This window comes from Rothia sp. HMSC036D11 (genome assembly GCF_001814205.1).
Taxonomy (GTDB): domain Bacteria; phylum Actinomycetota; class Actinomycetes; order Actinomycetales; family Micrococcaceae; genus Rothia; species Rothia dentocariosa.
Genome location: NZ_KV815272.1, coordinates 49,020 through 74,490, shown reverse-complemented (window position 1 = coordinate 74,490; position 25,471 = coordinate 49,020). Strand labels below are relative to the sequence as shown.

The 25,471-nt window shown below is 54.3% G+C and carries 23 protein-coding genes; 13 read left to right on the top strand and 10 right to left on the bottom strand.

All coding sequences use genetic code 11. The features are described from left to right. Nucleotides 1–384: 384 nt before the first annotated feature. Nucleotides 385–2,364: an S-layer homology domain-containing protein gene (locus tag HMPREF2958_RS00290; RefSeq protein ID WP_070695786.1), complete on the top strand. Its 1,980-nt coding sequence runs from the start codon at nucleotides 385–387 to the stop codon at nucleotides 2,362–2,364. A 145-nt stretch (nucleotides 2,365–2,509) separates the two neighbouring features. Here HMPREF2958_RS00290 and HMPREF2958_RS00285 read toward each other — a convergent pair whose 3' ends face one another. The 3 genes from HMPREF2958_RS00285 to HMPREF2958_RS00275 all read right to left on the bottom strand — a co-directional run bounded on the left by HMPREF2958_RS00285 (nucleotide 2,510) and on the right by HMPREF2958_RS00275 (nucleotide 5,591). Then, nucleotides 2,510–3,916, bottom strand: a complete 1,407-nt coding sequence (locus HMPREF2958_RS00285) for a class II fumarate hydratase (protein ID WP_070695785.1) — start codon at nucleotides 3,914–3,916, stop codon at nucleotides 2,510–2,512. Between the two features lie 232 nt (nucleotides 3,917–4,148). Further along, complete coding sequence (locus HMPREF2958_RS00280) at nucleotides 4,149–4,787, bottom strand: carbonic anhydrase (RefSeq protein ID WP_070695784.1); 639 nt, start codon at nucleotides 4,785–4,787, stop codon at nucleotides 4,149–4,151. A 75-nt stretch (nucleotides 4,788–4,862) separates the two neighbouring features. Continuing rightward, nucleotides 4,863–5,591 (bottom strand): DUF4245 domain-containing protein, encoded by a 729-nt coding sequence (locus tag HMPREF2958_RS00275; RefSeq protein ID WP_070695783.1) that lies wholly within the window; start codon nucleotides 5,589–5,591, stop codon nucleotides 4,863–4,865. 206 nt (nucleotides 5,592–5,797) lie between these two features. On the opposite strand from HMPREF2958_RS00275, the gene glpX reads away from it, so the two are divergent. Beyond that, nucleotides 5,798–6,790, top strand: a complete 993-nt coding sequence (gene glpX / locus HMPREF2958_RS00270; protein WP_004006091.1) for a class II fructose-bisphosphatase — start codon at nucleotides 5,798–5,800, stop codon at nucleotides 6,788–6,790. 105 nt (nucleotides 6,791–6,895) lie between these two features. Here the strand turns inward: glpX and HMPREF2958_RS00265 are convergent, their stop codons facing one another. The 3 genes from HMPREF2958_RS00265 to HMPREF2958_RS00255 form a co-directional block, all read right to left on the bottom strand. After that, a complete protein-coding gene (locus HMPREF2958_RS00265) occupies nucleotides 6,896–7,918 on the bottom strand; it encodes a lipid II:glycine glycyltransferase FemX (protein WP_070695782.1) in 1,023 nt (340 codons plus the stop codon). Nucleotides 7,919–8,039: 121 nt separating this feature from the next. After that, nucleotides 8,040–8,684: a 5-(carboxyamino)imidazole ribonucleotide mutase gene (gene purE, locus HMPREF2958_RS00260; RefSeq protein ID WP_070695781.1), complete on the bottom strand. Its 645-nt coding sequence runs from the start codon at nucleotides 8,682–8,684 to the stop codon at nucleotides 8,040–8,042. A gap of 59 nt (nucleotides 8,685–8,743) precedes the next feature. Then, nucleotides 8,744–9,934, bottom strand: a complete 1,191-nt coding sequence (locus HMPREF2958_RS00255) for a 5-(carboxyamino)imidazole ribonucleotide synthase (RefSeq protein WP_070695855.1) — start codon at nucleotides 9,932–9,934, stop codon at nucleotides 8,744–8,746. Nucleotides 9,935–10,132: 198 nt separating this feature from the next. On the opposite strand from HMPREF2958_RS00255, the gene HMPREF2958_RS00250 reads away from it, so the two are divergent. Then, nucleotides 10,133–10,768, top strand: coding sequence for a GtrA family protein (locus tag HMPREF2958_RS00250; RefSeq protein WP_048751380.1), 636 nt, complete (start codon nucleotides 10,133–10,135; stop codon nucleotides 10,766–10,768). Nucleotides 10,769–10,855: 87 nt separating this feature from the next. Here HMPREF2958_RS00250 and HMPREF2958_RS00245 read toward each other — a convergent pair whose 3' ends face one another. Further along, a complete protein-coding gene (locus HMPREF2958_RS00245) occupies nucleotides 10,856–11,665 on the bottom strand; it encodes a TIGR03089 family protein (RefSeq protein WP_070695780.1) in 810 nt (269 codons plus the stop codon). A gap of 655 nt (nucleotides 11,666–12,320) precedes the next feature. Here HMPREF2958_RS00245 and HMPREF2958_RS11085 point away from each other — a divergent pair. The 3 genes from HMPREF2958_RS11085 (at nucleotide 12,321) to HMPREF2958_RS00235 (ending at nucleotide 14,543) form a co-directional block, all read left to right on the top strand. Then, the gene (locus tag HMPREF2958_RS11085) at nucleotides 12,321–12,806 is read left to right on the top strand and encodes a WhiB family transcriptional regulator (RefSeq protein WP_013398598.1); all 486 of its coding nucleotides are present in this window, start codon (nucleotides 12,321–12,323) and stop codon (nucleotides 12,804–12,806) included. Nucleotides 12,807–12,832: 26 nt separating this feature from the next. Continuing rightward, nucleotides 12,833–13,051: a DUF3499 family protein gene (locus HMPREF2958_RS10615; protein WP_080513867.1), complete on the top strand. Its 219-nt coding sequence runs from the start codon at nucleotides 12,833–12,835 to the stop codon at nucleotides 13,049–13,051. A 118-nt stretch (nucleotides 13,052–13,169) separates the two neighbouring features. After that, nucleotides 13,170–14,543, top strand: coding sequence for a TIGR01906 family membrane protein (locus HMPREF2958_RS00235; RefSeq protein WP_070695779.1), 1,374 nt, complete (start codon nucleotides 13,170–13,172; stop codon nucleotides 14,541–14,543). 138 nt (nucleotides 14,544–14,681) lie between these two features. On the opposite strand, the gene HMPREF2958_RS00230 is transcribed toward HMPREF2958_RS00235, so the two are convergent. Then, a complete protein-coding gene (locus HMPREF2958_RS00230; protein WP_070695778.1) occupies nucleotides 14,682–16,286 on the bottom strand; it encodes a dolichyl-phosphate-mannose--protein mannosyltransferase in 1,605 nt (534 codons plus the stop codon). 239 nt (nucleotides 16,287–16,525) lie between these two features. Here HMPREF2958_RS00230 and rsmI point away from each other — a divergent pair, with 239 nt between their 5' ends. The 6 genes from rsmI to HMPREF2958_RS00200 all read left to right on the top strand — a co-directional run bounded on the left by rsmI (nucleotide 16,526) and on the right by HMPREF2958_RS00200 (nucleotide 22,515). Continuing rightward, the gene (rsmI, locus tag HMPREF2958_RS00225; RefSeq protein ID WP_070695854.1) at nucleotides 16,526–17,398 is read left to right on the top strand and encodes a 16S rRNA (cytidine(1402)-2'-O)-methyltransferase; all 873 of its coding nucleotides are present in this window, start codon (nucleotides 16,526–16,528) and stop codon (nucleotides 17,396–17,398) included. Between the two features lie 110 nt (nucleotides 17,399–17,508). After that, nucleotides 17,509–18,537: a TatD family hydrolase gene (locus HMPREF2958_RS00220; protein ID WP_371441424.1), complete on the top strand. Its 1,029-nt coding sequence runs from the start codon at nucleotides 17,509–17,511 to the stop codon at nucleotides 18,535–18,537. A 236-nt stretch (nucleotides 18,538–18,773) separates the two neighbouring features. Continuing rightward, nucleotides 18,774–19,676, top strand: a complete 903-nt coding sequence (locus HMPREF2958_RS00215) for a capsular polysaccharide synthesis protein (RefSeq protein WP_048754412.1) — start codon at nucleotides 18,774–18,776, stop codon at nucleotides 19,674–19,676. 31 nt (nucleotides 19,677–19,707) lie between these two features. Beyond that, nucleotides 19,708–20,532, top strand: coding sequence for a glycosyltransferase family 25 protein (locus HMPREF2958_RS00210; protein WP_004006103.1), 825 nt, complete (start codon nucleotides 19,708–19,710; stop codon nucleotides 20,530–20,532). A gap of 63 nt (nucleotides 20,533–20,595) precedes the next feature. Further along, a complete protein-coding gene (rsmA, locus tag HMPREF2958_RS00205) occupies nucleotides 20,596–21,483 on the top strand; it encodes a 16S rRNA (adenine(1518)-N(6)/adenine(1519)-N(6))-dimethyltransferase RsmA (RefSeq protein ID WP_239661929.1) in 888 nt (295 codons plus the stop codon). Between the two features lie 27 nt (nucleotides 21,484–21,510). Further along, entirely contained in the window at nucleotides 21,511–22,515 is a 1,005-nt protein-coding gene (locus HMPREF2958_RS00200) for a GHMP family kinase ATP-binding protein (RefSeq protein ID WP_048751343.1), read from the top strand. Nucleotides 22,516–22,519: 4 nt separating this feature from the next. Here the strand turns inward: HMPREF2958_RS00200 and HMPREF2958_RS00195 are convergent, their stop codons facing one another. Next, on the bottom strand, nucleotides 22,520–23,491 hold the full coding sequence (locus tag HMPREF2958_RS00195; protein WP_070695776.1) for a glycosyltransferase family 2 protein: 972 nt from the start codon (nucleotides 23,489–23,491) through the stop codon (nucleotides 22,520–22,522). Then, nucleotides 23,488–24,018, bottom strand: a complete 531-nt coding sequence (locus tag HMPREF2958_RS00190; RefSeq protein WP_070695775.1) for an acyltransferase — start codon at nucleotides 24,016–24,018, stop codon at nucleotides 23,488–23,490. Before HMPREF2958_RS00190 ends, HMPREF2958_RS00195 begins: the two co-directional genes overlap by 4 nt. Nucleotides 24,019–24,413: 395 nt before the next feature. On the opposite strand from HMPREF2958_RS00190, the gene HMPREF2958_RS00185 reads away from it, so the two are divergent. Then, the gene (locus HMPREF2958_RS00185) at nucleotides 24,414–25,451 is read left to right on the top strand and encodes a glycosyltransferase (RefSeq protein ID WP_070695774.1); all 1,038 of its coding nucleotides are present in this window, start codon (nucleotides 24,414–24,416) and stop codon (nucleotides 25,449–25,451) included. The last annotated feature ends 20 nt before the right edge of the window (nucleotides 25,452–25,471 follow it).

Sequence of the window (25,471 nt, the reverse complement as noted above, 5' to 3'; positions counted from 1 at the left end):
TTAATTTCGGATTCTTGTAAAAATCTAAAATCTGTAAATTATAGAAGATTACCACCGAAAATATCTATGTATTTTTCAGATGTAACACACCGTTAAAAAATAAACCTGTGCATAATATTGTGACAATAAACATGTGGCGTATTTATGAAAAGTATATGTTGCTTCATGGGTATTTAGCGTTGATATATCAGCGAAGTAGATTGTGTGAGGGGGTAATATTTATAGCGTATACATTGCTGGGATAAGAATTAAATTATGTTCCAAAAGAAATTTTTAAATGGGAAAACCCTGTATTTTGAGTTAAAGGTTTGATAAGGTGAATATGAGTGTTGAGAGATTTAACTCGCTCACTCCCAACCACATCTATACAAATGGAGAATAATAATGTCTCTTATCTACCCTACAAACAATTCACCTAACGAATCGCCCGGAAGAGCCAGAAATGCTCTCGGACGTAGCGCCTGTGCCCTCGTGGTGGCAGGCGCTTTAGTGCTTCCGCTGACCCCAGCGGGAGCTGTCACCGATCCTGGTGCTTCAACCCCTGCATCCACCGCTACGGTGACCCCGCAGGTTGTGGCCGATCAGGAACCTCAAGCAACTCCGCAGCTCGTGGTCGAAACCCCCGATGAAGTCAACCCCTACTACGGGAAGACGCTCAAAATCAAAGGAACCGGTTTCTACGGTGTGGCGGCAGATCAGCAGGTCAGCCTCAAAGTTACCCCTTCAGATACACCAGCTAATTCCCCATATTTCACTACGGAATACGGCGTATACAACCTGGGGTATGTGAATGTTCCCGCATCGCAGATTCATGACGGAACCTTTGAGGTCTATTTGAATACCCAGCCGCTGCCGCTGAATGATTTCCATCCGGAACTCGATTATGTCGTCACCAGTACCCTGACCTCGACAACGCAGCAGGCGCAAGGATATGAAATCTTGCCCACCACAGCATACAACACCCAGGCACCGGTGCTGGTCGCACGCCAGAACACCAATCTGGAAGTCGAGGGTAAGCCTAACTCGTTGGTGGAAGACTCCGTGAAGGTGCGCGGTACCGGCTATGACCCAAAGTTTATTCCTCAAGGCGGATACTTGCAGGTTTCTCTTATTGAGGGTGATTGGCCCAGAGGTCAGGTTGTTACTCAGGAAAGAACCGTGTCATCGGTGAAAGTTTCTGCCGAGCAGCTCTCGCAGAGCGGCCTCTTTGAAACTGCGCTTCCCTATCCGGCGGGTCTGGATGCACGCCGTAGCTACCGCATCGGAACCCAGGTCATTAATCCCGACGGAACGTTGGCAAACAACGCTTTGACTGAATACCTGGATGTTGAGTTTTCCTCGGAGAGTAAAGCACCGCAGCTGAACGTGAGCGTTCCCGCTGTGAACCCGACCGCCGATACCGAGATTACTGTGACCGGTACTGGATATTATGGCTCTGGGAACGCCGAGATACAGGGGCAAAGTATGAATCTCGTTATTAACGAGATAGACCCGAAGACCGGCAAATCGACGGGCGCGGTTCTCACTCATCCAGTGGATTATACCTACCGGGTGGAAGAGAAAGACCTCTACGATGGCTTTACCGACGGTACCTTCCAGACAACCTTCACCATTCCCGCGAATACCCTCAAAACCGGGCACGTATATGAGCTTAGTACGGGGGTATATCCAAAGGATCCGAAGGACGATGTTATCTTCGAAGCCCACCAAAAGCTCCCGTTAACGACTGCGGATCAACCGGTTCCAAATCCCAAACCGGCAGAGCCCCAGCCGGGCCCCGAACCCGCGCCAAACCCCAAGCCCGCACCCGGTGAGAAACCTACACCCGAATCGGATTTCAAGGATGTGCGCGATCGTACCGCACACCGCGATGCGATTCTTTGGGCTTCGCAGCGACAGCTCGTCGATAGCGCGGACGGCTATTACCGCCCCTACGATGCTATAACCCGCGAACAGGCAGTTGTGACCCTCTACCGCCTGGCAGGAAGCCCTCAGGTTACTCTTCCGCAGGAGTCTCCCTATGTGGATGTTACCCCAGACCACCCACACTACCGGGAGATTATTTGGGCACGCGAACGTGGTATTAGCTTCGGTTGGAGTGATGGTCATTTCCACCCCGAGGCGGCTGCATCTCACGCCAGTATGGCCGCGTTTTTGTACCGTTACGCTGGGGAACCTGGCGTGAACCTACCGGAACAATCCCTATATGCCGATATGACGGCTGACTCTCCGTTCTACCGAGAGAGTACCTGGCTGAAGAAGAAGGGGCTTGTTTTCTGGTCTGAAAGCTGGTTCCAGCCCGATGGTGCCGTTACTCGCGCCGACTTTGCGGAACTCATCTATCAGTACGAACAAGGCAAATAGACCGAGCAAAATTCTGAGATAGAGATTTATCTATCCGCCCGCACCGCGGGTCTTAGCTCAAACGTTGAGGGGCTTCTACATATCGTGTAGAGGCCCCTCAACTATGTTCTAGGAGTGTTTGTTCGTGTGAAAACGTATGCTCGGACTAGAAGTTTCCCAGCATTTTGGTGACGTCTAGGGCTTCATCGAGCTGAGCCTCAGTGACTTCGCCGCGTTCAACGTAGCCTAAAGCCACAACGGCGTCGCGCACGGTGACCTTGTTTGCCACGGAATACTTGGCGATCTTCGCGGCGGCTTCGTATCCGATGAGCTTATTCAGCGGGGTTACGGTCGAGGGCGATGCCTCCGCCAGGAAGCGGCAACGCTCTACGTTGGCGTTCAGGCCGTCGATCATCTTCTCTGCCGCCACACGAGAAACGTTGGCGAGCAGACGGATGGACTGGAGCAGGTTAGCCGCCATCACCGGAATGCCTACGTTCAGCTCGAAGGCTCCGTTGGTGGAGGAAAGCGCGATGGTCGCATCATTACCAATTACCTGTGCCGCAACCTGAATAGTAGCCTCACAAATCACCGGGTTTACCTTGCCGGGCATGATGGACGAGCCAGGCTGCAGATCGGGGATGTGCAGCTCGCCTAAACCGGTGTTCGGGCCTGAACCCATCCAACGGATATCGTTGCTGATCTTCATCAGACCGTATGCGAGGGTGCGCAGCTGACCGGAAACCTCAACCAGACCGTCGCGGTTTGCCTGCGCCTCGAAGTGGTTACGTGCCTCAGTCAGGGGCAGACCGGTTTCTTCGGCAAGCAGTTCGATCACACGTGCCGAAAAGCCTGCCGGGGTATTGATACCGGTACCCACAGCGGTGCCGCCCAGGGGAACTTCAGCCACGCGGGGCAGGGAAGCGTTCACACGTTCGATGCCGTAACGCACGGTAGCGGCGTAGCCAGAGAATTCTTGGCCTAAGGTAATGGGGGTTGCATCCATCAGGTGGGTGCGTCCGGACTTGACGACGTCCTTGAACTCTGCGGACTTCTTTTCCAACGATGCAGCGAGAACCTCAAGGGAAGGGATCAGCTCTTTGACCAGTGCCTCGGTCACGGCAACGTGCACGGAGGTGGGAAAAACATCGTTGGAAGATTGGGAGGCGTTCACATGGTCATTGGGGTGAACTTCAATGCCCCGTGATTCCAGGGAACGGGTTGCCAGCGTTGCCAGAACCTCGTTGGTGTTCATATTCGACGAGGTGCCCGAACCGGTCTGGAAGACGTCAATGGGGAAATGCTCGTCGTACTCACCGGTTGCTACCAGATCCGCCGCCTCGCGGATAGCCTGGGCGCGCTCAGCATCGAGCACCTGAAGTTCCTCATTGGCGGTCGCGGCTGCCTTCTTAACGAGGGCAAGAGCGCGAATATGGGCTGATTCGAGGGTCTGCCCCGAAATCGGGAAGTTATCGACCGCGCGCTGAGTCTGTGCACGGTAGAGTGCGTTGGCGGGCACGCGAACTTCGCCCATGGTGTCATGTTCAATGCGGTATTCAATATTTTCAGCCATAACTCTAGTTTAGGGCTCAAAATGGCGGGTTTTCATACCCTTCGTGTAAAAATCGGAACATTTGGAAAATACCGTGCATGATGATACTCACCACGCTGTGGGGTTGTGTGGCGGTACCGTATGAACTCAAGTAAAGCCTGTTGGAGCTTCTGGGGTTATGTTGGTTTTCTCGGGTGGATAACACGAAAGAGGCGGTGGCTACCGCCTCCTTCGTATATAAAACGCGTGGGAACTACTTCACCTCGCGCGAGTCAAAGACAATATCGACCGCGCCGGAATCCAAATGGTAGAAGCAACCCACCACAATGGTCTCGCCGCGAGCAACTGCATCGGCAATAATGCGCGATTCCTGAAGCAGACGGGAAGCCGTCGCAGACGTATGAGCCCGTACCATCTCGTTCACATACTGGCTTGGCTTCTCGCCGTGGGGAAGTTCTTGGGCCAGCACCGTAGGCTGAATAGTCTCAACTATTCGCGTAATAAATCCGCCCGGAAGCTGCCCCGATTCCACCGACGAGCAGGTAGCCTGAACAGCCCCGCAAGATTGATGTCCCATAATGATCAGCACCGGCGCCTTGAACTGGGTGATGGAATATTCCAACGAACCAAGGGCACCGTCATCAAGAACCTGCCCCGCGGTGCGTACCACAAAAGCATCGCCAAGACCCAGGTCAAAGATATGTTCCGGTGGTGTACGCGAATCCGCACACCCAAAAATCGTAATAAAAGGAAACTGTCCGCCCGTGAGTTCGTCGCGACGTGCTACATCCTGGTGCGGATGCGAAAGCTCGCCCCGTACAAAGCGTGCGTTACCCTCCTGCAGGCGTTCCAAAACGTACTCAGCGGTGGGTTGAACCGGACGAGAACCCATGAGCAGGCTCCTTAAAGTGAGAGGTATCTTCCCTCTATTTTACCGAAAACAGACCGTACATTTTGCTAGAGAAAATCACGAAATATTAGAAGTATTGGATGCACTGGGGGAGGTCGTCATCGTCGGCGCTTTCATATAGGCGACCGTCGCATCCGCCAGCTGAGCAAACTCCGCCGGGTCTGCCGTGCCGGTGAGAATCACAGTTGTCGTCTTGCCGTCACCGTAAGGCACCTGCGCCACGTAAGAGTACACTTTTTCACTGTTCTTCTTCGAGGTGGCTGAACGTACTTCCCAGTCCACGCCGCCGATAGATTCGGTGCCCTGTTTCGCGGCGTTATCGACCTGTTGAGCTACCCAGGTAGGGTTTGTATCCTTCGCTTGGATCAACTCAATAAAATGATTTTTACTGGTCACCTGTCCGCTCTTAAAGTACGGGATATTATCGGGAGTATTACCCGTCCACCGCGCGTAGTTATAGTGCCAACCCTCAAGCTGCGGTACCGCCACCGGAAAACCCGCCTGCTGGGTAGATTCAGCCGCTACTTGTGATAAATTCACCTGCGGGCGGTACGGATTCTTATCCGGCTGCGGCATGAGCCAGAGCACCGGAATGAGGATAGCCACCATCGCCAGCATCGAAATAATCATATTGCGCGCCGGAGCATTAATGCGTTTCGCCTGTTTTTGTGTAATTTGTGGCACAACAGATGAATCGGTAGAAGCATCTGCGTGAGCCTTCGGCGCATGAGCGTTCTGACCATCGCTCTCAGCCGGTGTATGCGCGTGATTCTGAGAGTTTTCCACTCACACATTCTCTCATACGCTCTAAGACATACCGTTTCCCACACCCACCTGGGCGGATGTTCACCACGGTACATGCGCCCACGCAAACCCGTTCAATACACGCGAACATTCCGCCGGGCGCGTTATGCTAGTAAACAGGAGGTGCCGGTTCAAAGCGCTGGAACGAACCAGCCAACCGGCCATGACAACGACCTCGAAGGTGAGCAATGACTGAAAACAATAACCACGCCGACCGCAACCTAGCTATGGAATTGGTGCGCGCCACCGAAGCCGCAGCCATCGCATCCGGTCCCTGGGTGGGCGCAGGCGATAAGAACCGCGCGGACGGTGCCGCCGTGGACGCGATGCGCTACCGTCTCTCGACCGTGCACTTCAACGGAACCGTTGTGATCGGCGAGGGCGAAAAAGATAAGGCTCCCATGCTATTCAACGGCGAAGTTGTTGGCGATGGTATCGGCCCTAACCTCGATATTGCGGTAGATCCCATCGACGGAACTCGTCTGACCGCATTGGGCATGGACAACGCACTCTCCGTCATCGCGGTAGCAGACGGAGGTTCTATGTTCGACCCCTCCGCCGTGTTCTACATGGAAAAACTGGTGACTGGGCCCGAAGCCGCAGAGTTCGTAGATCTTCGCCTGCCCGTCAAACAGAACCTTCACTTGGTCGCTAAGGCACAGGGTAAGAACGTAAGCGAACTGACCGTGTGCGTTCTGGATCGTCCGCGTCACGCTAAGCTCATTGAAGAGATTCGTAATGCCGGTGCACGTACCCGCATTATCCTTGACGGCGATGTTGCGGGAGCTATTGCGGCCTGCCGTGAAGGAACCGGTGTTGACGTGATGCTCGGTACCGGCGGAACCCCCGAAGGCATCGTCGCCGCGTGCGCTATCAAGGCCACCGGAGGCGTAATTCAGGGCCGCTTAGCACCCACCGACGATGCTGAGCGTGAAAAGGCGCTCGCTGCGGGGCACGATCTTGACCGCATCCTCACAACTGACGATCTGGTCACCAGCGATAACTGCTTCTTCGCCGCAACCGGTATTACCGACGGCAAGCTGCTGCGCGGGGTGCGCTACGGCAAGAATATTGTGACCACCCAGTCGCTCGTCATGCGTTCCTCCTCGGGAACCGTGCGCATTGTGGAGGCTGAGCATCGCCTTTCTCGCCTGCGCGAGATTCTGTCGCATACAAAGTAACGTTTTGATATAAAGCCTGTGCCGCACTCTCAATCATAGAGAGTGCGGCACAAGCTTTATTGTATGAGCGTGGTCTGCCTGGGAACCTAGGCTGCCGAAGTAGCGTTATTTTTTCAGGCGTGCGCGAACCTTAGCTACTGTAGATTTCGCGGTTTCCTGAGCGGTTCCCAGTGCTTTCTTGAGGGCGGGACGCGCGCGGTATGCGTAGCCGTAGGCGCGGTAGCCTAGCGTGTTCACCGGAACGTCCCAGGTGCCGGGGTACTCAACCGAACGCCCTCCGAAAGACTTCTTAAATTTGGTGAACCCCGCCCATTCGTGCTCAGGCTGATCTTCGGGTGCGATGCCGAAAAGATCCACATATTTCAGTCCCTTTGCTTTAGCGTCCAAGATGAAATTGGTCACTACCGGAATGCCTGCCGAGAGCTTACGATGCGCAAAAGAGGCCGCCGCGTGGGCGTAGGTGCGCGTATCGTCTGAATCGTAGACAAATGCCGCCGCGATAGGCTCCTTGGAACCATCCTCGCCGGTCAGCTGAGCAATATAGAGGGATGCGGCATCAGCAGGCATGAGGGTCTTTGCCACCTGCATCAGATAGTCGTCCTGCTGACGGTTGAACCCGTTGCGGTCGGCGGTCTCAGAGAGGAACGTGAAGAGCACCTTCATATCCTCGGGGTTCTGAGACACCTCAATGCTGACACCTTTTTTGTGGATATTACGGTGCAGATTGCGGTTATTGGACTTCATATCCTTCAAAATTGCGGCTTCGTCGCCGGAAAGATCAATAATCTGCGTGTGTGAAGGCTGAACCTGGCGCGGTGCCAACGCAGCGCCGCGTGCCTTCAGGAAATCTGCCGCATCCTGGGAACCCCAGATAGCGGAGTCAATTGGTTCGATGCGCACAAATAGGCACCCGTGAGCCTTTGCTTCTTCTTTCAGCGAGTCGAGTGCGGCATCGAAAGCCTGCGCACTCTGTGCCACCGGGCCGTAGGGGCTGTAAAGGTACTTGCCGGTGCGCCCGCCCTCAACGGTAGCGAGATAGGACCAGCCTTCGCCTTCGTGGCGAATGACGGTGTGACCAAGAGACTGCTGAAAACGTGCCCAAATATCGGACTGAAGAATATTGCTCATTCAACTATTTTAGCCTCAACCGCAGGTTACGCTGAGCGAAGGCGACCTTGGGAGCAGATAAAATACGAGCCGTTCCGTGAAGATACGGAACGGCTCGATAACACCGAGAAACGACCATACATTAGGGCACGTAAGCCTGCGGTTCGTCCCCTTCGTCACGTGTGGGGTCGGCAGTTGGGGCAGGCTTGGGAACCGCTGGTGCCTGTACTTTTTCTTCTTCGGCAACCTGGGCGCGATGCTCGGCGAGCTTAGCGCGCAGAGCCGTTCCCTTATCTACCGCGCTCTGGCGCAGATCCTTCGAGAAATCGAGAAGATCGGAGTGCACCTGCTGCGCGAAATCGTCGGTGGCGCATCCTAGGATGCGCAACGCCAGAAGTCCCGCATTACGTGCGCCGTTGATAGACACGGTTGCCACCGGAACCCCCGCGGGCATCTGCACGATAGAAAGCAGGGAATCCATGCCTTCGAGATTCTTCAGCCGCACCGGGACGCCAATAACGGGCAACGCGGTAACCGAGGCGAGCATGCCGGGAAGGTGCGCTGCCCCGCCGGCACCGGCGATGATTACGCGAATACCGCGCTGATGAGCCTGCTGGCCGTAGGCGATCATATCTTCAGGCATGCGGTGTGCTGAGACGACATCCGCTTCATAGGGGATACCGAATTCTTCAAGAACCGTAGCGGCTTCTTCCATGATGGACCAGTCGGAATCTGACCCCATCACAACGCCAACAACGGGCTTATCTGAATCGTACGGGGAGCTCATGAACAATCCTTCCTGTGAGCTAATAAGACACTACGGACACGAAATATACCGGCAAACTCTTAGAGCGGGCGACCGTCGCGCAAAATAGATGCCACATTCGCGGCGGCATCGCGTAGCGCCCGAGTCTCAGCTGCCCGACCGGTAATATTCACATGACCAATTTTACGTCCTGGGCGGGTTTCTTTACCGTAAAAATGAATTTTGGCGCGTGGCTCGGCGCTGAGCGCAAGCGGGTACACACCGAAAATATCTTCATTCTCGCCGCCTAGGTAATTCTTCATAATGGCAACTTCGTCGCGCATAGTAGTTGCGCCCAGCGGCATATCGAGTACCGCACGCAGATGCTGCTCAAACTGACTGGTTACTGAACCTTCCTGGGTCCAGTGTCCGGTATTGTGCGGGCGCATCGCGAGTTCATTAATGTAGAAGCCTGCTGAAGAGCCCGGAACCTCGAAGAGTTCCGCCGCCATTACGCCGGTAACCCCAAGTTCGGTGGCTAGGGTAACGGCTGCATCGGATGCCGCCTGGGCAATTGCGGGGGAGAGGTTCGGTGCGGGTGCAATCACTTCATCACAGACCGAATTCACCTGAATTGTCTCTACGACAGGCCAGGGGAGAACCTGCCCACTCTCCCGGCGTGCCACGAGAGCGGAAAGCTCGCGGGTGAACGGAACCTTTTCCTCTGCCAAAAGCGCCGAAAAATCGGTGCGGTGAGGAAGCTCATCAAACCAGGCAGCGGCCTGCTCACGGGCGTGCTGAGGAGAATCCAGCACCATCACGCCCTTGCCGTCATAGCCGCCGCGCGGGGTCTTCAAAACCACGGGCCAGCCGATCTCATCGCCAAAGGCGAGAAGCTCATCCAAAGTTTCAACGCGTGCCCAGCGCGGGTTCGGTAGTCCAAGATCTTCTACAGCCTTGCGCATCATGAGCTTATCCTGGGCATATTGCAGCGCATCCGGATGCGGCTGTACATTTACCCCCTCAGCAATAAGCGTGTGCAAAAATTCGGTGGGAACATGCTCGTGATCGAAGGTAATAACATCTTTGCCACGAGCGAACTCCCGCAAAGTCTCTAAATCCTTATAATCTCCCACGGGCGCGCTGCGCACCGCTGCCACGGCGCCCACCGTAGGGCTTTCAGCGAGAATATGAAGGTCAAATCCAAGGTTCGTTGCTGCGGGCGCCATCATGCGTGCCAGCTGGCCGCCTCCGATAACACCAAGTACAGGTCCAGTTACAGGGTAAGTCACATCACTCAAGTGTACTCTTATGCCCCCAAATACCGGTAGTATTCCGCGCCGCAGACTTGAAAATAACCTGGGAAGTGCATGATAAAACTCAATAAAATAAGGTAAAACGGGATCGGCTGTACTAGTATTTTAGGGATGCTATCAAAATTTAACTCACAGACGCCCAGGTCATCTTAACGGGCAGAAAAGATGGAGAATATGGCTTCAGACTCTCGCTCTACACTGGGTGATCGTCTTAAATCACTGTGGAATACCTACGGTCTAGAGGTACTTAAATTCGGTACCGTTGGCGGTGCCGCATTCTTGGTAAACGCTGCCGTGGTGTGGGCGCTGATGCTTGGTCCTTTCGAGAACGCACATACCAAGGCAAAAGTAATTGCCAGCGTTGTGGCTACCATCTTTGCATGGATTATGAACCGCCTGTGGACCTTCCGCGAAGACCGATCCGAGAACTGGAAACGTGAGGGCATCGAATTTGCCTTTGTGAATATTCTTGGCATTTTGGTTGAGGCCGGATGCGTGTTCTTCACTAACTACGTATTGGGGCTGCGTTCGCCGGAAGCATCGTTTATCTCCGGTACGATCATCGGCACCGCGCTGGGAACAATTCTGCGGTACTTCCTCTACCGTTTCTGGGTTTACGGCAAGCACCGTAAACAGGTGGATGAAGGGGACGCTACCGAGCACGAAGAATTGGGGTACATTCTGAACCAGGCGACGGGTGTGCTGACCGGCTCGGTTCCCGTGGTAGACCCTGCGGCACAGGCCCAGCGTTCGCAACAGAATGTTGAAATTACCGATGTTGATAAGCCCTCTACCGGTAAACGTTCATAAATAAATAGACTGTATACAGCGGCGGATTCTTTTTATGAGAATCCGCCGCAGTGTTTTTACCCTCTGAGCGAACTACGCTGCCGTTTTCTAGGAGTGGCTCAAGGTTAGATCTAGAGCTCGCTCAGAACGCAGGAGCGGGTCTAACTCGGTAGCGGTAAAATCAGCCAGCGGATCGGGTAGGAATACGGCATAACCCGCGATGAGGCAGGCAAGCGCCTCTGTCACGATCGTGAGGGCTGAGGGTGCCCAGTCGAACTCTGAGGGAAGGTGAAGACGAAGCGCTAATGCTCGTTCCCCTGAAGGAAGACGGTAATCGTGACCAGCATGTTCATGTGCCCGAGAGAGCACTCGTGCCGTTAGCTCTGCCGATGTTAAGTTATTGCCCACGGGCGCTGAGGTCGAAGCTGGCAAGCCGATGAACTGGTCAGCCTCGCTGCGCACGAGCGCGCAGAAGTCGAGAACTTCGGCATCAGTCATTGAGTCGACCTCGTGAAGGTCTCCAAGGTAGCGCATCGAGAGAGGCCCGCGATCAACAAGAAGAAGATAGTCGGGGTTATTGAGGTTCTGAGCATGATCGGTGGTATCTGAGGCGCCTACAAGCGGTTCTTCATCGTCGAAGTAGCCGCCAGCGTAGAGAGTCGCGCAGGCGAGAACCAGAAAACGCCAGTGCAGGGGACCCGTAATCTGCACCCCAGATTCCTCGGTAACTTCGCACTCATTCACCAGAAGATTTGCGCTCTTTGCTACCCAATTCATGAAGACGCGACCGGAGAGCTCGATGCGTTCACCCCCGCGAGCATGCCAGATAAGGGCGGGAGTCTGCACACGCGCGAGAGCATCGAAAATACGCGTGAATGAGCGGGCATTTGCCACGGTCGAGAGTAAATTTTCAGCCATAGAATAACTTTACCGTGTGTAAACTCCCAAAAATTTCGATGCATGATATTACTTTCGGCAGTACACGCGACCACATCATGAGATATTTTTCCTGACGTCATAACAGTTGAAGAAGAAAGTATTTGTAGTCATAAATTTGCGTATGATGCAAATATACTCTTAAGGACGTTGAAGTTATATTACGGGTGCATTACGGGTGTGAAGTTCATAAAATATCTTGCAGACGGGTTATTAAAATGTAATAAGTGACACGATTAGGTTTTGAATAGGATATAAAAAACCTGTTTTGACTAGGTGCTTAGGAGTTTGAAAGAGCTTCGTTCGAGGCGTAATCTCGGGGGTTTTGGAGGGGGTGTGGAGGAACATATATATACAGAAGATAACGCCCAAAACTTTCATGATGAAGTAATTATTTTGTGGTCTAACACCGTATAAACATTGAAATATTTGACGTTGATCTGCACATACACGGATAAAAGTTGTAAGTCCAGTTTGACGAATGGGCGTGTCGCCCTTCTAATAGTTATGTAGGTTTATTTGCAGAAACATCTTTCATGCCCAAAAACTATAAATCTACAGAGCCAAAAAGATTCGTTTGCACACCAACGAATCACCGCAGACTCATCTAGCCAATGAGAACACGGAAGGAAAAACTATGGGTTCATACACCTGTGCTGGGTATTCACGCCTGAGCACCGGTATTGCCGGTGAACGCACAGGCGGAACCCGCCAACATACTATGCAAACCGCGCAATCCCTAGAAGAACAAGCAAATATGTTCCTGAGCGTTGCTGACGCAACCACTGAGGAAGGCAGCTTTGCGGCTTCCACAGTTGAGGTAGGCAACATGTTTACCTGCGTCGAAGGCCTCGATATGTGGGCCGCCGCTGCAGGCATGTACGGAACTGAAGGTGATGACGGAGAGCTCGCCTGGCAAACTGATGCGCTGTGTGCCCAAACCGACCCAGAAGCCTTTTTCCCTGAAAAAGGAGGGTCTACTCGTGACGCTAAACGCGTCTGCGAATCGTGCCCCGTTCGTGAAGAGTGTCTAAAATATGCAATGGACAATGATGAGCGCTTCGGAATATGGGGCGGTCTCTCAGAACGCGAGCGTCGCCGGCTACGTAAGCAGGCAAGCTAAGGCGCTAGGAAGGCACAACAGTACCCATGCAGAAAGTTAGACACTGCTCCCGGCAGACCTGTCAACATGAAGCCACGGTGACCCTCAGCTACTCATACGCTGACTCTACGGCGACGATTGGCCCGCTGTCCGAGTACCGCGAGCCACACGCTTACGATCTTTGCGATTACCATGCGGCACGATTAACCGCACCGCAAGGATGGCGAGTCGTCTACACGGTGGAGCTTAAAGCTGAACGATCCTGAGGTACTGCCAGCCTCTCACAACCTTCATAGGAACCTTCCGCCGCTCAGCGGAAGGTTCTTCTCCTATGAAAATAGGACAAACACCCTATCTATACCACTCTATTCAGAAAAGACACCTATGGCACAGGAAAGTCACAGCGGTACCGCATCCTCAGGGCAGAGAGCCTGGGATGCGCTACGCTCCGCGATCGGCACCGAAACCGTTGAAGAAGCGGCGGCGCGTGCTTCCGCCCCCGCAACACAAAGAACACCCGAATCACTGCTGGGAGCATCGGCACAGATGTACACCGAAGCTCCGGATTTTGCAGACAACCCCGATATTCCCAGCGATCGAGCATCCGGCGCACATGACACGAGTCAGCAGGAAGGGGAAAGCGTAGGGCAGCGGGTACGTACCTATACCAGCGTCTCAACCGGGTTTGTTCCTCTTATCCGTGAGGCAAAGGGATCTCCGAAACACCCCACGCTCAGTACTTTAGTGCAGAAGTTTGACGAGAAAAAGAACGAAGAAGCGGCTCCGGCTGAAAAGGCAGCTGCGCCGGATACACCCGCCTCAGAACCCAGTCAAGATGCCGATAACAAACCCCAAAAATCCACCCTAGTGACCGTGGAGAAGGGAACAAAAATCTCAACCGGCTCGCTGAGTTCACGCCCTAAATACCGCACGCAAACAACTCGTACCGTTGAAACCTCAAATACGTGGGAAGAAGATGCGGCACAAGAAGCCGCCGCCGAACGCCCACGCCTGCTCAAGCTCCGTGCCGCCCTCATCACGGCAGCGGTACCGCTCCTCTCGTTTATGATCGCTATTCGGGCTGTCGCATCCGCACCATTCCTCTGGCTGGAATACCGCAGGCCCGGATTCCCCGAAGACAGCTACGGATTCGACCTCGCCGAACGTATGCGGTTAGGCTCCTACGGGCTGGACTACGTGACTAACCTAGCCCCCGAAGACTACCTGGCAAAAGCCACCACCGGACCGGCAAACACCCCGGCATTCCTCCAGAGTGAAATTCAGCATATGCACGACGTCAAACGAGTCTTGCTCTTCGCAACCATCGCCGTGGCGGTATTCTGCGTGCTGGCCTTAATTGGCAGTATTTCGCTGAAGGAACGCGCCCCCGGCACTATTCGCCGCAGCCTGTACACTGGCGCTTGGGCTACCGTTATTATGCTCGTGGTGCTAGGTATCATAGGCGCCACCAGCTGGGAATGGCTCTTTACCGCCTTCCACACGACCTTCTTCCCGCAGGGCAACTGGCAGTTCCGCATGAGTGATACGCTCATTCGCCTATACCCGCCGCAATTCTGGATCGATGCGGCGCTCGCCATCGTGGTGATAACCCTGCTGATAATCGGTGTGCTGCTGGCGTTCACCTGGCCCACGCGCTACCGCCTCGTGAAGGAAAATCGGTACTACAAGGAGCGCTACCAGATTCGCCAGAAAATTAAGGCGATGCGCGCCGAACGTGACGGCGACATCCAGGCTTAGCGGGTACCCGGCGCACGTCCCTCCGGCATAAAAAGGCTCTTGAGGTGAACAAAATCGTTGTTTCTAACGCCTGTTCACCTCAAGAGCCTTTTTCGTACGGCATCCTGATTGGATCCGGGTTATTGGGGAATGGCGCCGCTAAATCCAGGTTGGAATCCACATATGCCCGTACCACTGTTCATACGGGATAACCTGCCCGGTCCACAGAGGCCAGAAGTATGCGCTCACCAGTAGAACCGCCGTCAGGTATACACCTACGCACAAAACGCCCACGCGCACGCGTCTGACGGAACTGGTACGGTTCCCCAAAAGCACGCCAAAACAACCCGCCAAGAGGATGAGGAGGAAAGGCTCAAAGGAGAGAGCGTAGAAGAAGAACATGGTGCGGTTAGGGTAGAGGAACCACGGCAGATAGCCTGCTGCGAAAACCAGCAAAAGAGCCCCAAAACGCCAGTCGCGCTTCAGGATAAAAATGACTAGGGCGAGAATTATCGCCGGAATAAACACCCACCAGATCAGAGGGTTACCAATATTGAGGATCGCTTGCGAACAGTTGAGTGCCGTGCATCCTTTCTCCCCAAACTTGGGCGCCTCATAGTAGTACGATGTCGGGTGCCCCAGAATAAGCCACTGCCAAGCCTGCGACGCGTAGCGATGCTCACTGCTGAGCCCCGAATGGAACTTAAACGCGGACGTATGATACTCCCAGAGTAGGCGCAAATCCTCGGGAAGCCACTTCACAGCACCCGAATCGGGGAACTGATTACTCCAGTGGCGGTAGAAAGCGTTTGAAGACTTAAACCAACCAATCCAGGTGGTCAGATAGACGATAAGACCCACGCCAATCATCTGAATAAACGCAGGAATACCCTCTCGAATCAGAGCGACAATACCCCAATTTTTCAACCCTAGGATGCGCCGCGCATTCATATCCCAAAACACCGTCAGCACACCCATCGCGGCAATAAAGAACAGAGAGTTCCACTTCACCGCTACGGCGGCACCGGCACAAATACCGGCGGCAAGACGCCACAGATGCAAACCCGAGCCGGGGCCGAAAACAACCTTCTGCAAGCCCGACTCGCCGTGCGCATCCACAATCTTCATAACATTCGCCGCGAGCCTTCTACGCGCTGTCTGTCGGTCAAGAAGCAGACAGACAAAAGTCGCTAAAATCCAGAACATCTGGAAAATATCGAGAAGCGCCAGACGGGATTCCACAAACATCAAACCATCAACGGCGCCCAACAGCGCAGCGATAGAGGCCACAGTGACCGAACGGAACATGAGCCACCCGGCAACCGCCAAAAGCGCCACCGCGAGCGTACCAATAATCGCGGCACTCACGCGCCAACCGAAGGCGTTCTCGCCGAAAATCGCCATTCCCCAGGCAATCATCCACTTACCTAGGGGAGGATGCACCACATACTCGGGGCTGTTCGGTAAGATACCGCTAAAATCCCCCGAAGCGAATGCGTGATCCACACCGCTCGACCACGAAACTTCATATCCGTAGTGCAGGTACGAATAGGCATCCTTGGCATAGTAGGTTTCGTCAAAGACAATCGCATTCGGGTGTGCCAGGTTATAAAAACGCAGCACACCCGCTAAGAGTATAATCAGGGTCGGTGCAAGCCATCCCCAACGGGGCAGCGAAACACGGGCGACGCCCAGAGCCTCGAAAAGATTCGACAGAGAGTACTGCACTCTGGACTTCGTAAAAGAAAGACTAGCGGTTAACATCACCTATCAATCCTATAGGGTGTAAGCCTCCACGTCTTCTTGAAAATACCTGAAACCACAAAAATCTGGCTCACACCATATATAAAATCTATAAAACTACCCCGACATCATGAGGAACTGAGTGCTATAGCGGCACAGCGCATCTCCGAGATGAAAAGCACACACGATACACTGGGGGAGTGAGCGAAAACGAAATGTATGAGCGCGATACACAAAGTACCACCTCCGCCGATACAACAATGCAGCCCCTAGCGTCTGATGAGCGTGAGGAAGGTATTCTCATTCTCGGCGGAACCCCTATCGGCAACCTCTCAGATGCCAGCGACCGGTTACGGCAGGCGCTCGCTACCGCTGATGTGATCGCCGTCGAAGATACTCGCAAGCTCCGCACCCTTGCCTCCGGGCTGGGAGTGCACACTACGGGACGAATTATCGTAAATCACGACCATAACGAGGCGGAACGCAGTGCCCAGCTCGTGCAGGCGGTCAGCGACGGGAACACAGTTCTGCTGCTCTCAGACGCCGGTATGCCAACCATCTCAGACCCCGGCTATGTTGCTGCATCCGCCGTTGCCGACGCCGACCTGCCGGTGACCGTGATCCCCGGTCCCTCGGCGGCATTGACTGCGCTCGCGCTCTCGGGACTGCCCACCGGACGATTCACTTTTGAGGGGTTCTTGGCGCGTAAAGGCTCAGAACGTACAAGAAGGCTGAACTCCCTGGCGGCGGAAGAGCGCACCATGATTTTCTATGAATCGCCGCATCGTGTAGCCGCCACGCTCACAGATTTTGCCCGGGTCTTCGGGGGCGAACGGCGTGCCGTCGTATGCCGCGAACTCACCAAATTGCACGAAGAAACCCTGCGCGGCACCCTGAACGAACTCGCTGACTGGGCGCACAAAACCCAGGTACGCGGCGAAATCGTGACTGTGGTTGCTGGTGCCGAGCCTCCCGAAACTCCGCAGGCGCAAGATATCGTGAGCCTCGTCCTCGAACGGGTGGATGCGGGGGAACGCCTCAAAAATGCGTGCGCCGCAGTCGCCGCCGAAACGGGTGCCTCCAAACGAGAACTCTATGAAGCCGCCCTCGCCGCTCGAAATGCAAACGTATAAACACACCTCAACACAGCCTACAGGAGAATACCGTGTGCCATAGCCACTCCGAGCAAGCCGAACTCACTCAGGAATATTTAGACTCTCTTGCAGCCCTGGCACACTATAAGATGCCGAGCGAAGAAGAACTGACGGCGAGCGCGCTTCCGCATGGCTGGCAGATCGAAGAAGGGCAAACTCCCGCGCCCTACCGCGCCGAGCTTTATCGTGACGAGACCGGGGGAGGCATAGCACAGGAACCTTCGGGCGAAGGCACCCGCCGCCGCTCCACGAAGGGCGACGACGGACGATCCCGCAACCTTGTGTTCCCGCCTGCACCCGAGCCTCTGCCGTACGCCATCGTCGATAACCACACTCATATGGACCTGCTTGATGGCGAAGTAGAAATTACTGCCCGGGATGCCCTCGATACCGGAGAAAAACTCGGCATAGGTGCCATTGTGCAGGTTGGCTGCGATATTCCCTCCTCGCTGTATGCGGTTGCCGCCGCCCGCGCCGACCGGCGGGTTTTGGCGGCGGTTGCCGTTCACCCCAACACCGCTCCCGAACTGGATTCCGCCGGTATCCTCGATGAGGCTCTGGAGACCTTGGATGCGCTTGCCGCCGAACCGCGCGTGCGAGCTATCGGAGAGACCGGACTCGACTACTTCCGCACCGGGGAGGAAGGTGTTGAAGCTCAGCAACGCAGCTTTCGCGAGCATATTCGCCTAGCGAAGAAGCACGATCTGGCGCTTCAGATTCATGACCGGCAGGCGCACGATGATGTGGTGCGCATACTCCTTGAGGAGGGCGCCCCCGAGCGTACTGTATTTCACTGCTACTCGGGCGGGGCTGAGCTGGCGCGCATCTGTAATAAGCAGGGCTGGTACATGAGCTTCGCCGGAACCGTGACCTTCAAAAACTCGAAGGATATTCAGGAGTCGTTGCGTATGGCACGCCCTGAGCTGATTCTTGCCGAGACGGATGCGCCTTTTTTGACCCCGCACCCGTTTAGGGGCCGCCCGAATGCCTCGTACATGACGAACTATACGGTGCGGTTCATGGCGGCGCACCGCGAGCAGAACCTAGAGGACCTGTGCCGAATTATCCGCGCGAACTCGATGCGTGTGTACGGTAGCTGGGGAATTGAGGGGTTCTAGACGATGGTAACGATCAGTGCATAAGGTATAAGTATTTTTTGTGCCACCTTTGTCGAAGCCTGCATGAACTATCACGCGTATATGCTATTATGATAGATACTATATTTCACCTTAAGGCTTTACTTCATAATTTCTGGAGTAAATTTTGTCTTTGTGCGATGTGGTATCCCGATAAATAGCTTTCTATCCCGTAACGTATCAATAGCATGTTAATGTGAGAGAACTAGGGTAAAGCTGTGTCAATCATTTCTTTTTCAAAAAGAATAAAACATTATATATGGATTAATTATGTCAAAGATGGCGCGGGGATAGATAAGATGCGCAGTTGGTACTCGCAGAAAAACCCATATTCTTATGACCTTGAGAAATACACTCATCGTATTGGTGATGTTGTTGTGCCAAACTCTAGTACCTTCTCTGTTAATCACTTATTCTACGATTCCCAACTTCCTAAAGATAATCTTCGAGATGCCCCTAACCAGATATTTGTAGTGTGGACAGGAGATAACGAAATAACGCCTGCCCGTCGGAAATCACTTAATCTTATTCGCTCCACTAACCCTGAGAGTAAAGTTATTCTGGTGACTCCAGATAATCTGGATGACTATATAGTTCCTGGGTATCCTTTACACCCTTCATACGTGAAGTTGAGCTACATTCAGCGTTCCGACTATATGCGTGCCTACCTGATGCACCATCACGGTGGTGTCTATATGGATATAAAACCTATGGATAAGCCCTGGTTACCTCTTCTTGAGGAGCTTAATGCTACCCCAGATATGTGGGTGATCGCGCCGCATGAAAAAAATTCCCGGAATTCGTCACCAGCAAGTGGGGTATTGGGGAAAGACCAGCGTAACTATTATAAATCGATTGTGAATATGTCTGCTTTTGGGTGTAAACCATATAGCAGGTTTACTGATGAATGGCTTACCGAATTAAACCGTAGGATGGACTATTTTTCATCCTTGTTGGAGAGCTACGGAGATCCTCAAGCTTTTGGGTATATGCCGGAGTATCCTATTCCCTGGCTTGAGTTGGCGGGAAGGATCACGAGCCCCCTAAGCCTTAAATATATTGACCGTATAAAAATTGTTAAAGATATGAAATTTGGAACGTACCCTGGTGGGTACCGGTAAATTGCTGCCGTTTCAAATATAAAGAGGAAAAATGAAAAAATATGTTGTTGCTCTTAAGGACGAAAATCGCCTTGAGCATTTCTTCAATGCCCCGGGGAGCGCAGGTTTCGATATATTTTGGGGAATAGATGGGCGTGCTTTACCTGCTCCTGGGGAAAGCCCTGAATTTGATGCTGTCTATTTTGAGAAGAGAGCAGGCCGTCTAGCCCGTCCCGGGGAAGTAGGATGCGCCTTGAGTCATACTTATGTGTGGCGTGATTTTCTAGAAAGCGGGGAAGAATGGGCGCTTGTTGCTGAGGACGATGCATTGATACACGCCTCCATTGATGAAATTGTCTCTCGGGTTATTGAAAAATCCCGCAGCATTGGTGTGGTGAATTTTGCGGATGGCTGGTCCACCCAGATGGGTCGTATGAACCCCCGCACTCCTTATCCCCGGTTGTCGTTGTTTTCTCCGTTTATTTGGGGCCGTCATCGTTTAGGGTACTGCGCTAGTGATTGGACTGCCTGTACAGGGCTGTACCTGATCTCTCGGTCGGCGGCGCAGAAAATTATTGAGCAGATTGATGCGCGCGGCTCACAATACTGGCTGGCGGATGATTGGCCCCTTTTCGCCGCTGATTTTGGGGTGGATATTAAGGTTGTGCAGCCAGGACTGTGCGGTTGGACAGGAAATAGTCTTATCGAGGAAGACGGGACGCATTTTGTGTACCATAAAGCAAACCAGACAAAAAAACAGCCGCTCCTTAACAAGCTGCGGATTTACGCCGCCCCCAAAGCTCGCTTGAAGAACGCCCAAAACATCGTCAAATCTACTCTCTGGCAGATACGGAAGAAACGCAGAGTTCTCAAGTAACTACCCGCACCAGTGAGCAGCGTCCTTCGACCTAGACCTGCAACCTTCCGTAGAATAGATAGGGTGAGAGAAAATCTGAGCGATAAACCCCTGCTGGGTCCCCAAGAAATCCGCGACCTTGCCGCGCAGCTGGGCATTCGCCCTACAAAGACCCTGGGGCAGAACTTCGTGATTGACCCGAATACTATTCGCCGCATCGTTACCGCAGCGGATATTACCGACGACGAAACCGTGCTCGAAATCGGTCCCGGACTAGGCTCTCTCACCCTGGGGTTGGCAGATGCCGCGCGCCAGGTTGTAGCGGTTGAAATCGATCCGCCATTGGCGCAGCAGCTACCGCATACTATCGCCAAATTCCGCCCCGATAAGGCACAAAACGTTAATGTGGTGCTTATGGACGCTCTCAAGGTGACTGAGCTTCCCCACACGCCGGATGCGCTGGTCGCTAACCTGCCCTATAACGTGGCGGTTCCGGTGCTTCTGCACCTTTTCGCGCAATTTCCGAGCATTTGCCACGCCTTGGTGATGGTGCAGGATGAGGTTGCCGATCGTCTGGCGGCGAAACCCGGATCCAAGATTTACGGGGTTCCTTCGGTGAAGGCAAGCTGGTATGCTGAGGTCTTTAAAGCGGGGGTTATTGGTAAAAACGTATTCTGGCCCGCCCCGAAGATTAACTCCGGGCTTGTGGGTTTCAGGATGCGCCCGCAGCCGCTCGCCGATATTGACCGCGACGAAGTCTTTACCGTGATTGACGCTGCTTTCGCCCAACGGCGGAAGACCCTGCGGGCCGCGCTTGCTTCGTGGGCTGGTTCCGGTGCTCGTGCCGAAGTGATCCTGACCGAGGCGGGCATTACTCCTACTGAGCGTGGCGAAAAGTTAGATATTCACGGGTATATTCGGATTGCCCAGGCGGCGCATCGGGTGCCAGCTTTAGTGGCGGATGAAAGTTAAGACCGGGAAACCGGAGATGGATAAAGAATGCATGTTCTAGAAACTCGGGCAAAAGCGCCCGGCAAAGTAAATCTCTATCTTGCCGTGGGTAACCCCCGCGAAGACGGCTACCATCCGCTCGCCACGCTCTTTTCTTCGGTCAATATCTACGAAACCGTAACCGCACGTGATGGTCAGAAGCCGGGAATTACCCTGAGCCTGGATATTGTGTCCGAATCCCTGGTCGATCAGCAGCACCGTGCCGGAGAATTTGATCTAGCCGAGGTGCCGTTGGACGAGTCGAACCTGGCGCATCGTGCAGCCGTCTCTATGGTGCAGGCGCACGGGCTCACCGTGAACGATCTGAACCTGCACCTGCATATCGATAAGGCCGTTCCCGTGGCCGGGGGCATGGCGGGTGGCTCGGCAGATGCCGCCGCCGCGCTTCTTGCCGTCGATCAGTATCTCTATGAGAAGCGGCTTACCGAACGTACCCTCGGACTCGAAGAGCTGCTTGCCCTAGCTGCGCCTTTGGGTGCTGACGTGCCTTTTGTGGTGCGTGCCGCGTTCCCGCTGGGCGGATTAGCCGTGGGGGAGGGCACCGGAACCGAGCTGCGCATCGTGGAGCTGCCTGAAGACATGATTCCGCTCGATATTGTACTGGTCGCCGCCTCGGAGGGACTCTCGACCCCGCAGGTATTTAGCGAGCTCGATGAGGGACGCGCCGCCGGACGTTACCCCGAAGCTGGCGAGCTGCAGGTTCCTTCGGGGCTGCTGCACGCGCTAACCCAGACGGAGGCGCCGATTGCGCGCATCCACGAAATTGGCAGGCAGCTTCGCAACGATTTGCAGAGCCCAGCCGTGACCCTAACACCCGATCTTGAAACTATTTTAACCATGGATAATGAGAGCATGGTTGAGGCGTTTGTCTCTGGGTCAGGGCCTACCGTGGCTATTCTTGCGGAGGGCGCGACCGCAGCTGATGAACTCGCCGCAGCACTTCGCCGCCGAGGCCGTCACGCGATCGCCACCCAAACCCCCGCGATGCTCTAATTCCTTAGGAATAGTCCCTTAATCCTCTAATAGGCGCAGTATCCAGCCGCAGCGGCTTCGGAATACGCTTGAGAATGCGGTACTGAAGAATACCCTCCAGCGCCCCAAGGTTACCGCCCGCCAGATACGCCGCCCGAAAACGGGTTGCAGGGTTTATAAGCTTAGGGGCCTGCCGCAGAACCTCCAGGATAGACGCCTTCGTACTGGGACCGCGCATTCCATGCCGTCGATAGTGTACCCACAGCAGTACCTTGTATTTTTGGTAGGCGCGCTGCTGATGAAAAATGCGTTTAGGTTTATCCCGCAGAATATAGTGCAGAAGCGGCCCGTGCGTGAGCGCCGCCGGAACGCCTGCAAGCTGCACTCGCCAGGCAAAATCGGTCTCTTCGGAACTCTTATACGAAGAATCCATACCCCCGGCCTCAAGATATACGCGGCGAGGAATCGAAAAATTACCCCCGGCAACCGTCGGCAGAAAACCAGCATAGGGGGTGAGCTCATCGTCGTAGAAAATCCTGGTGCGTGTGCTCAGAGTCTTCTGATCATCGCCGGGTTCAAGACCGTAAGCCCGCAGAACTTCGGGAGTATTAACCCGGTCATGAAGCAGAGACCCGCTTGCTATGACGGGGGAATATAGGTTTTGCACGTGCAGATGTGAAGCCACCCAGTCGGGTTCTACAAGATCATCGCCATCGCAGAAGATAAGGACATCACCCGTGGCTTGTACCGCCCCCATATTGCGGGCGTGGCTGGCTCCGGCACACTGGGATGCATCTACTACCCGCAGGGGATAGGGGGCATTGTAGCTTTCGACCACAGCGCGAGTGCCGTCGGTACTGCCGTTATCGCAAATGAGCACCTCAAAACTGGGGTTACTGGTTTGGGCTGCGAGGGCATCAAGCTGCTGCGTAATATAGTTGGCGCCGTTATACACCGGAATAATGACGGATGCCGCTACGGGCTCGGGGCGAGTCACGACCGGTCTCCTTTCACCTGCTCGGCTACTGGGTACGAGTTCCCTTCGGCATCAAGGTCACGGATGCGCCGCGCCGGAACGCCCGCATACACACCATGAGGCGCACAATCGTGCACCACCACGGCACCGGCGGCAATCACGCATCCTTCGCCGATCGTAACCCCGGCGGTAATGACAGCGTTTTGCCCCACCCACGTGCCGTTTTTGATGTGTACGGGACGAGTAATATTTGCTCCCGCGCGCTGAGCGGCGGAACCAATTTCATGGGTGTCGGCAAAAATGGTGACGCGCGGACCCAGAAAAACATTATTTCCCAGAGTTGTATGCGCGCCCACCAAAGTTTCTTTATTGACAAAACAATTCGTGCCCATTACGACCTTAGGCATAATAGTGGAACTAGGATCGCAATATGTTCCGGCACCAAAAACAATGCCATTTTTGGTGAGTTCACGTCGTTTTTGCGCATTCGTGCGTTCTCGCCGCATAAGATGCAGGCGGTATTTCAAATCTTTGAGTTTCTGAATCATGAGAATTCGTGTGAGTGAGTGTGACCTATGCGGCTCTACCACCGTGGCAAGCCTGTCTGAAGATATTGTAGCCTACCTGCAGGCTGCGGTCAGCGGAGTTTTTTGGTAGGGAGTAATGCGAGAGTGTTTTCTTTATACGGGATCAGTTTATGCGCATCCATATGAAGAAAACACTCCTGGAATTTATGATGCACTGAGTATTGCCTCCGTGTCTCTCAATAGTCTGTGATATAAAACCCACTCCGTCATGGTGATTACCAAGTATCCCGGACGATACCTAAAAACGTATATACTAAGTGGTATATCGCGCGGTGTGATGACGCACATTTTGCATAGTTCAGGTCAAAATTACGCGCGACCTATTCCCGCTCGAACTCGCACGAAATGAATACCCCATGCCCCACGACGTAGATATTGTAGATATTATCGTAGGCGTTCCCGAAGGCGCCGGGTGGGCGCCCATCCATGAGATGGCGCGCCTGATGGCATCGTACTTGGACGCGCGCATCGTCACCCCTGACCCGAGCGCATCGCTCAAACCCGCTACCAAAATTCTGGGGCGCCTGCCGCGTATTCCCGGCGGAAGACGTACCGCCCTTGTTATCGCCAGTGACCCCGGACAGCTTTACGCTATCGCGCAGCCGCGCCTCGCCGCACGACGCTATGCTGGGGTTTACGGGTGGGTTATCGATAGTTTCTGGGATGACCGCATTCCCACCATCGCCACCAACGGAACCTATAACACCGTTTTTGTCGCGGACCGCGACGACGTGCACGATTGGCGCAGCGCCGGGGTTAAAAACGTGCGGGTGCTTCCCTGGGGTGCAGACGTGTGGAGTAAATTCGATGAGCATCTGGAGCATCCGAAAACCACCGATGTACTTCGCGTGGGGCGCCAACCCTCCGCCTATGACGACGATGAACACACTGCAGAACTTGCCCAGCAAGTGGGAATAACCTTCGCGGGGCGCCCGCCGTTCGGCGTAACCGATCAAGAATCCATCGAGTCTTTGCAGAGAGCACTCGCGGACGCCAAATTTGTACTGGCTTTTAGTACTTTGGTGAGCCCCGCATCGTACACGCACCCAAACAAGGAGTACATTACCGGGCGTTGGACGGACGCGCTCGCCCACGGGGTGACCGTGGTGGGGCAGGTGCCTAAAACCGAAAGTACGCGCGAGATATTGTGGGATGGAGCGACCGTCGATATTGACCCGCAGGATGCTCGCGCCGGGCTGAATGCGGTGGCGCAGCTTGTGAGCGAATGGACACCTGAGCAGAGCCGAAACCAGGTGCGTATGGCGCTGCAAAGACTGGATTGGCGGCACCGTTTCGCCGAGCTATTTCAGGCTGCGGGTTTGCGCAGCCCCCGGCTGGATGCGGACCTAAAGGCTATGGCGGCGGCACTTGCGGACGCTTCCCCGAGTTTATAAAAAGATCCTTGATGCGAATG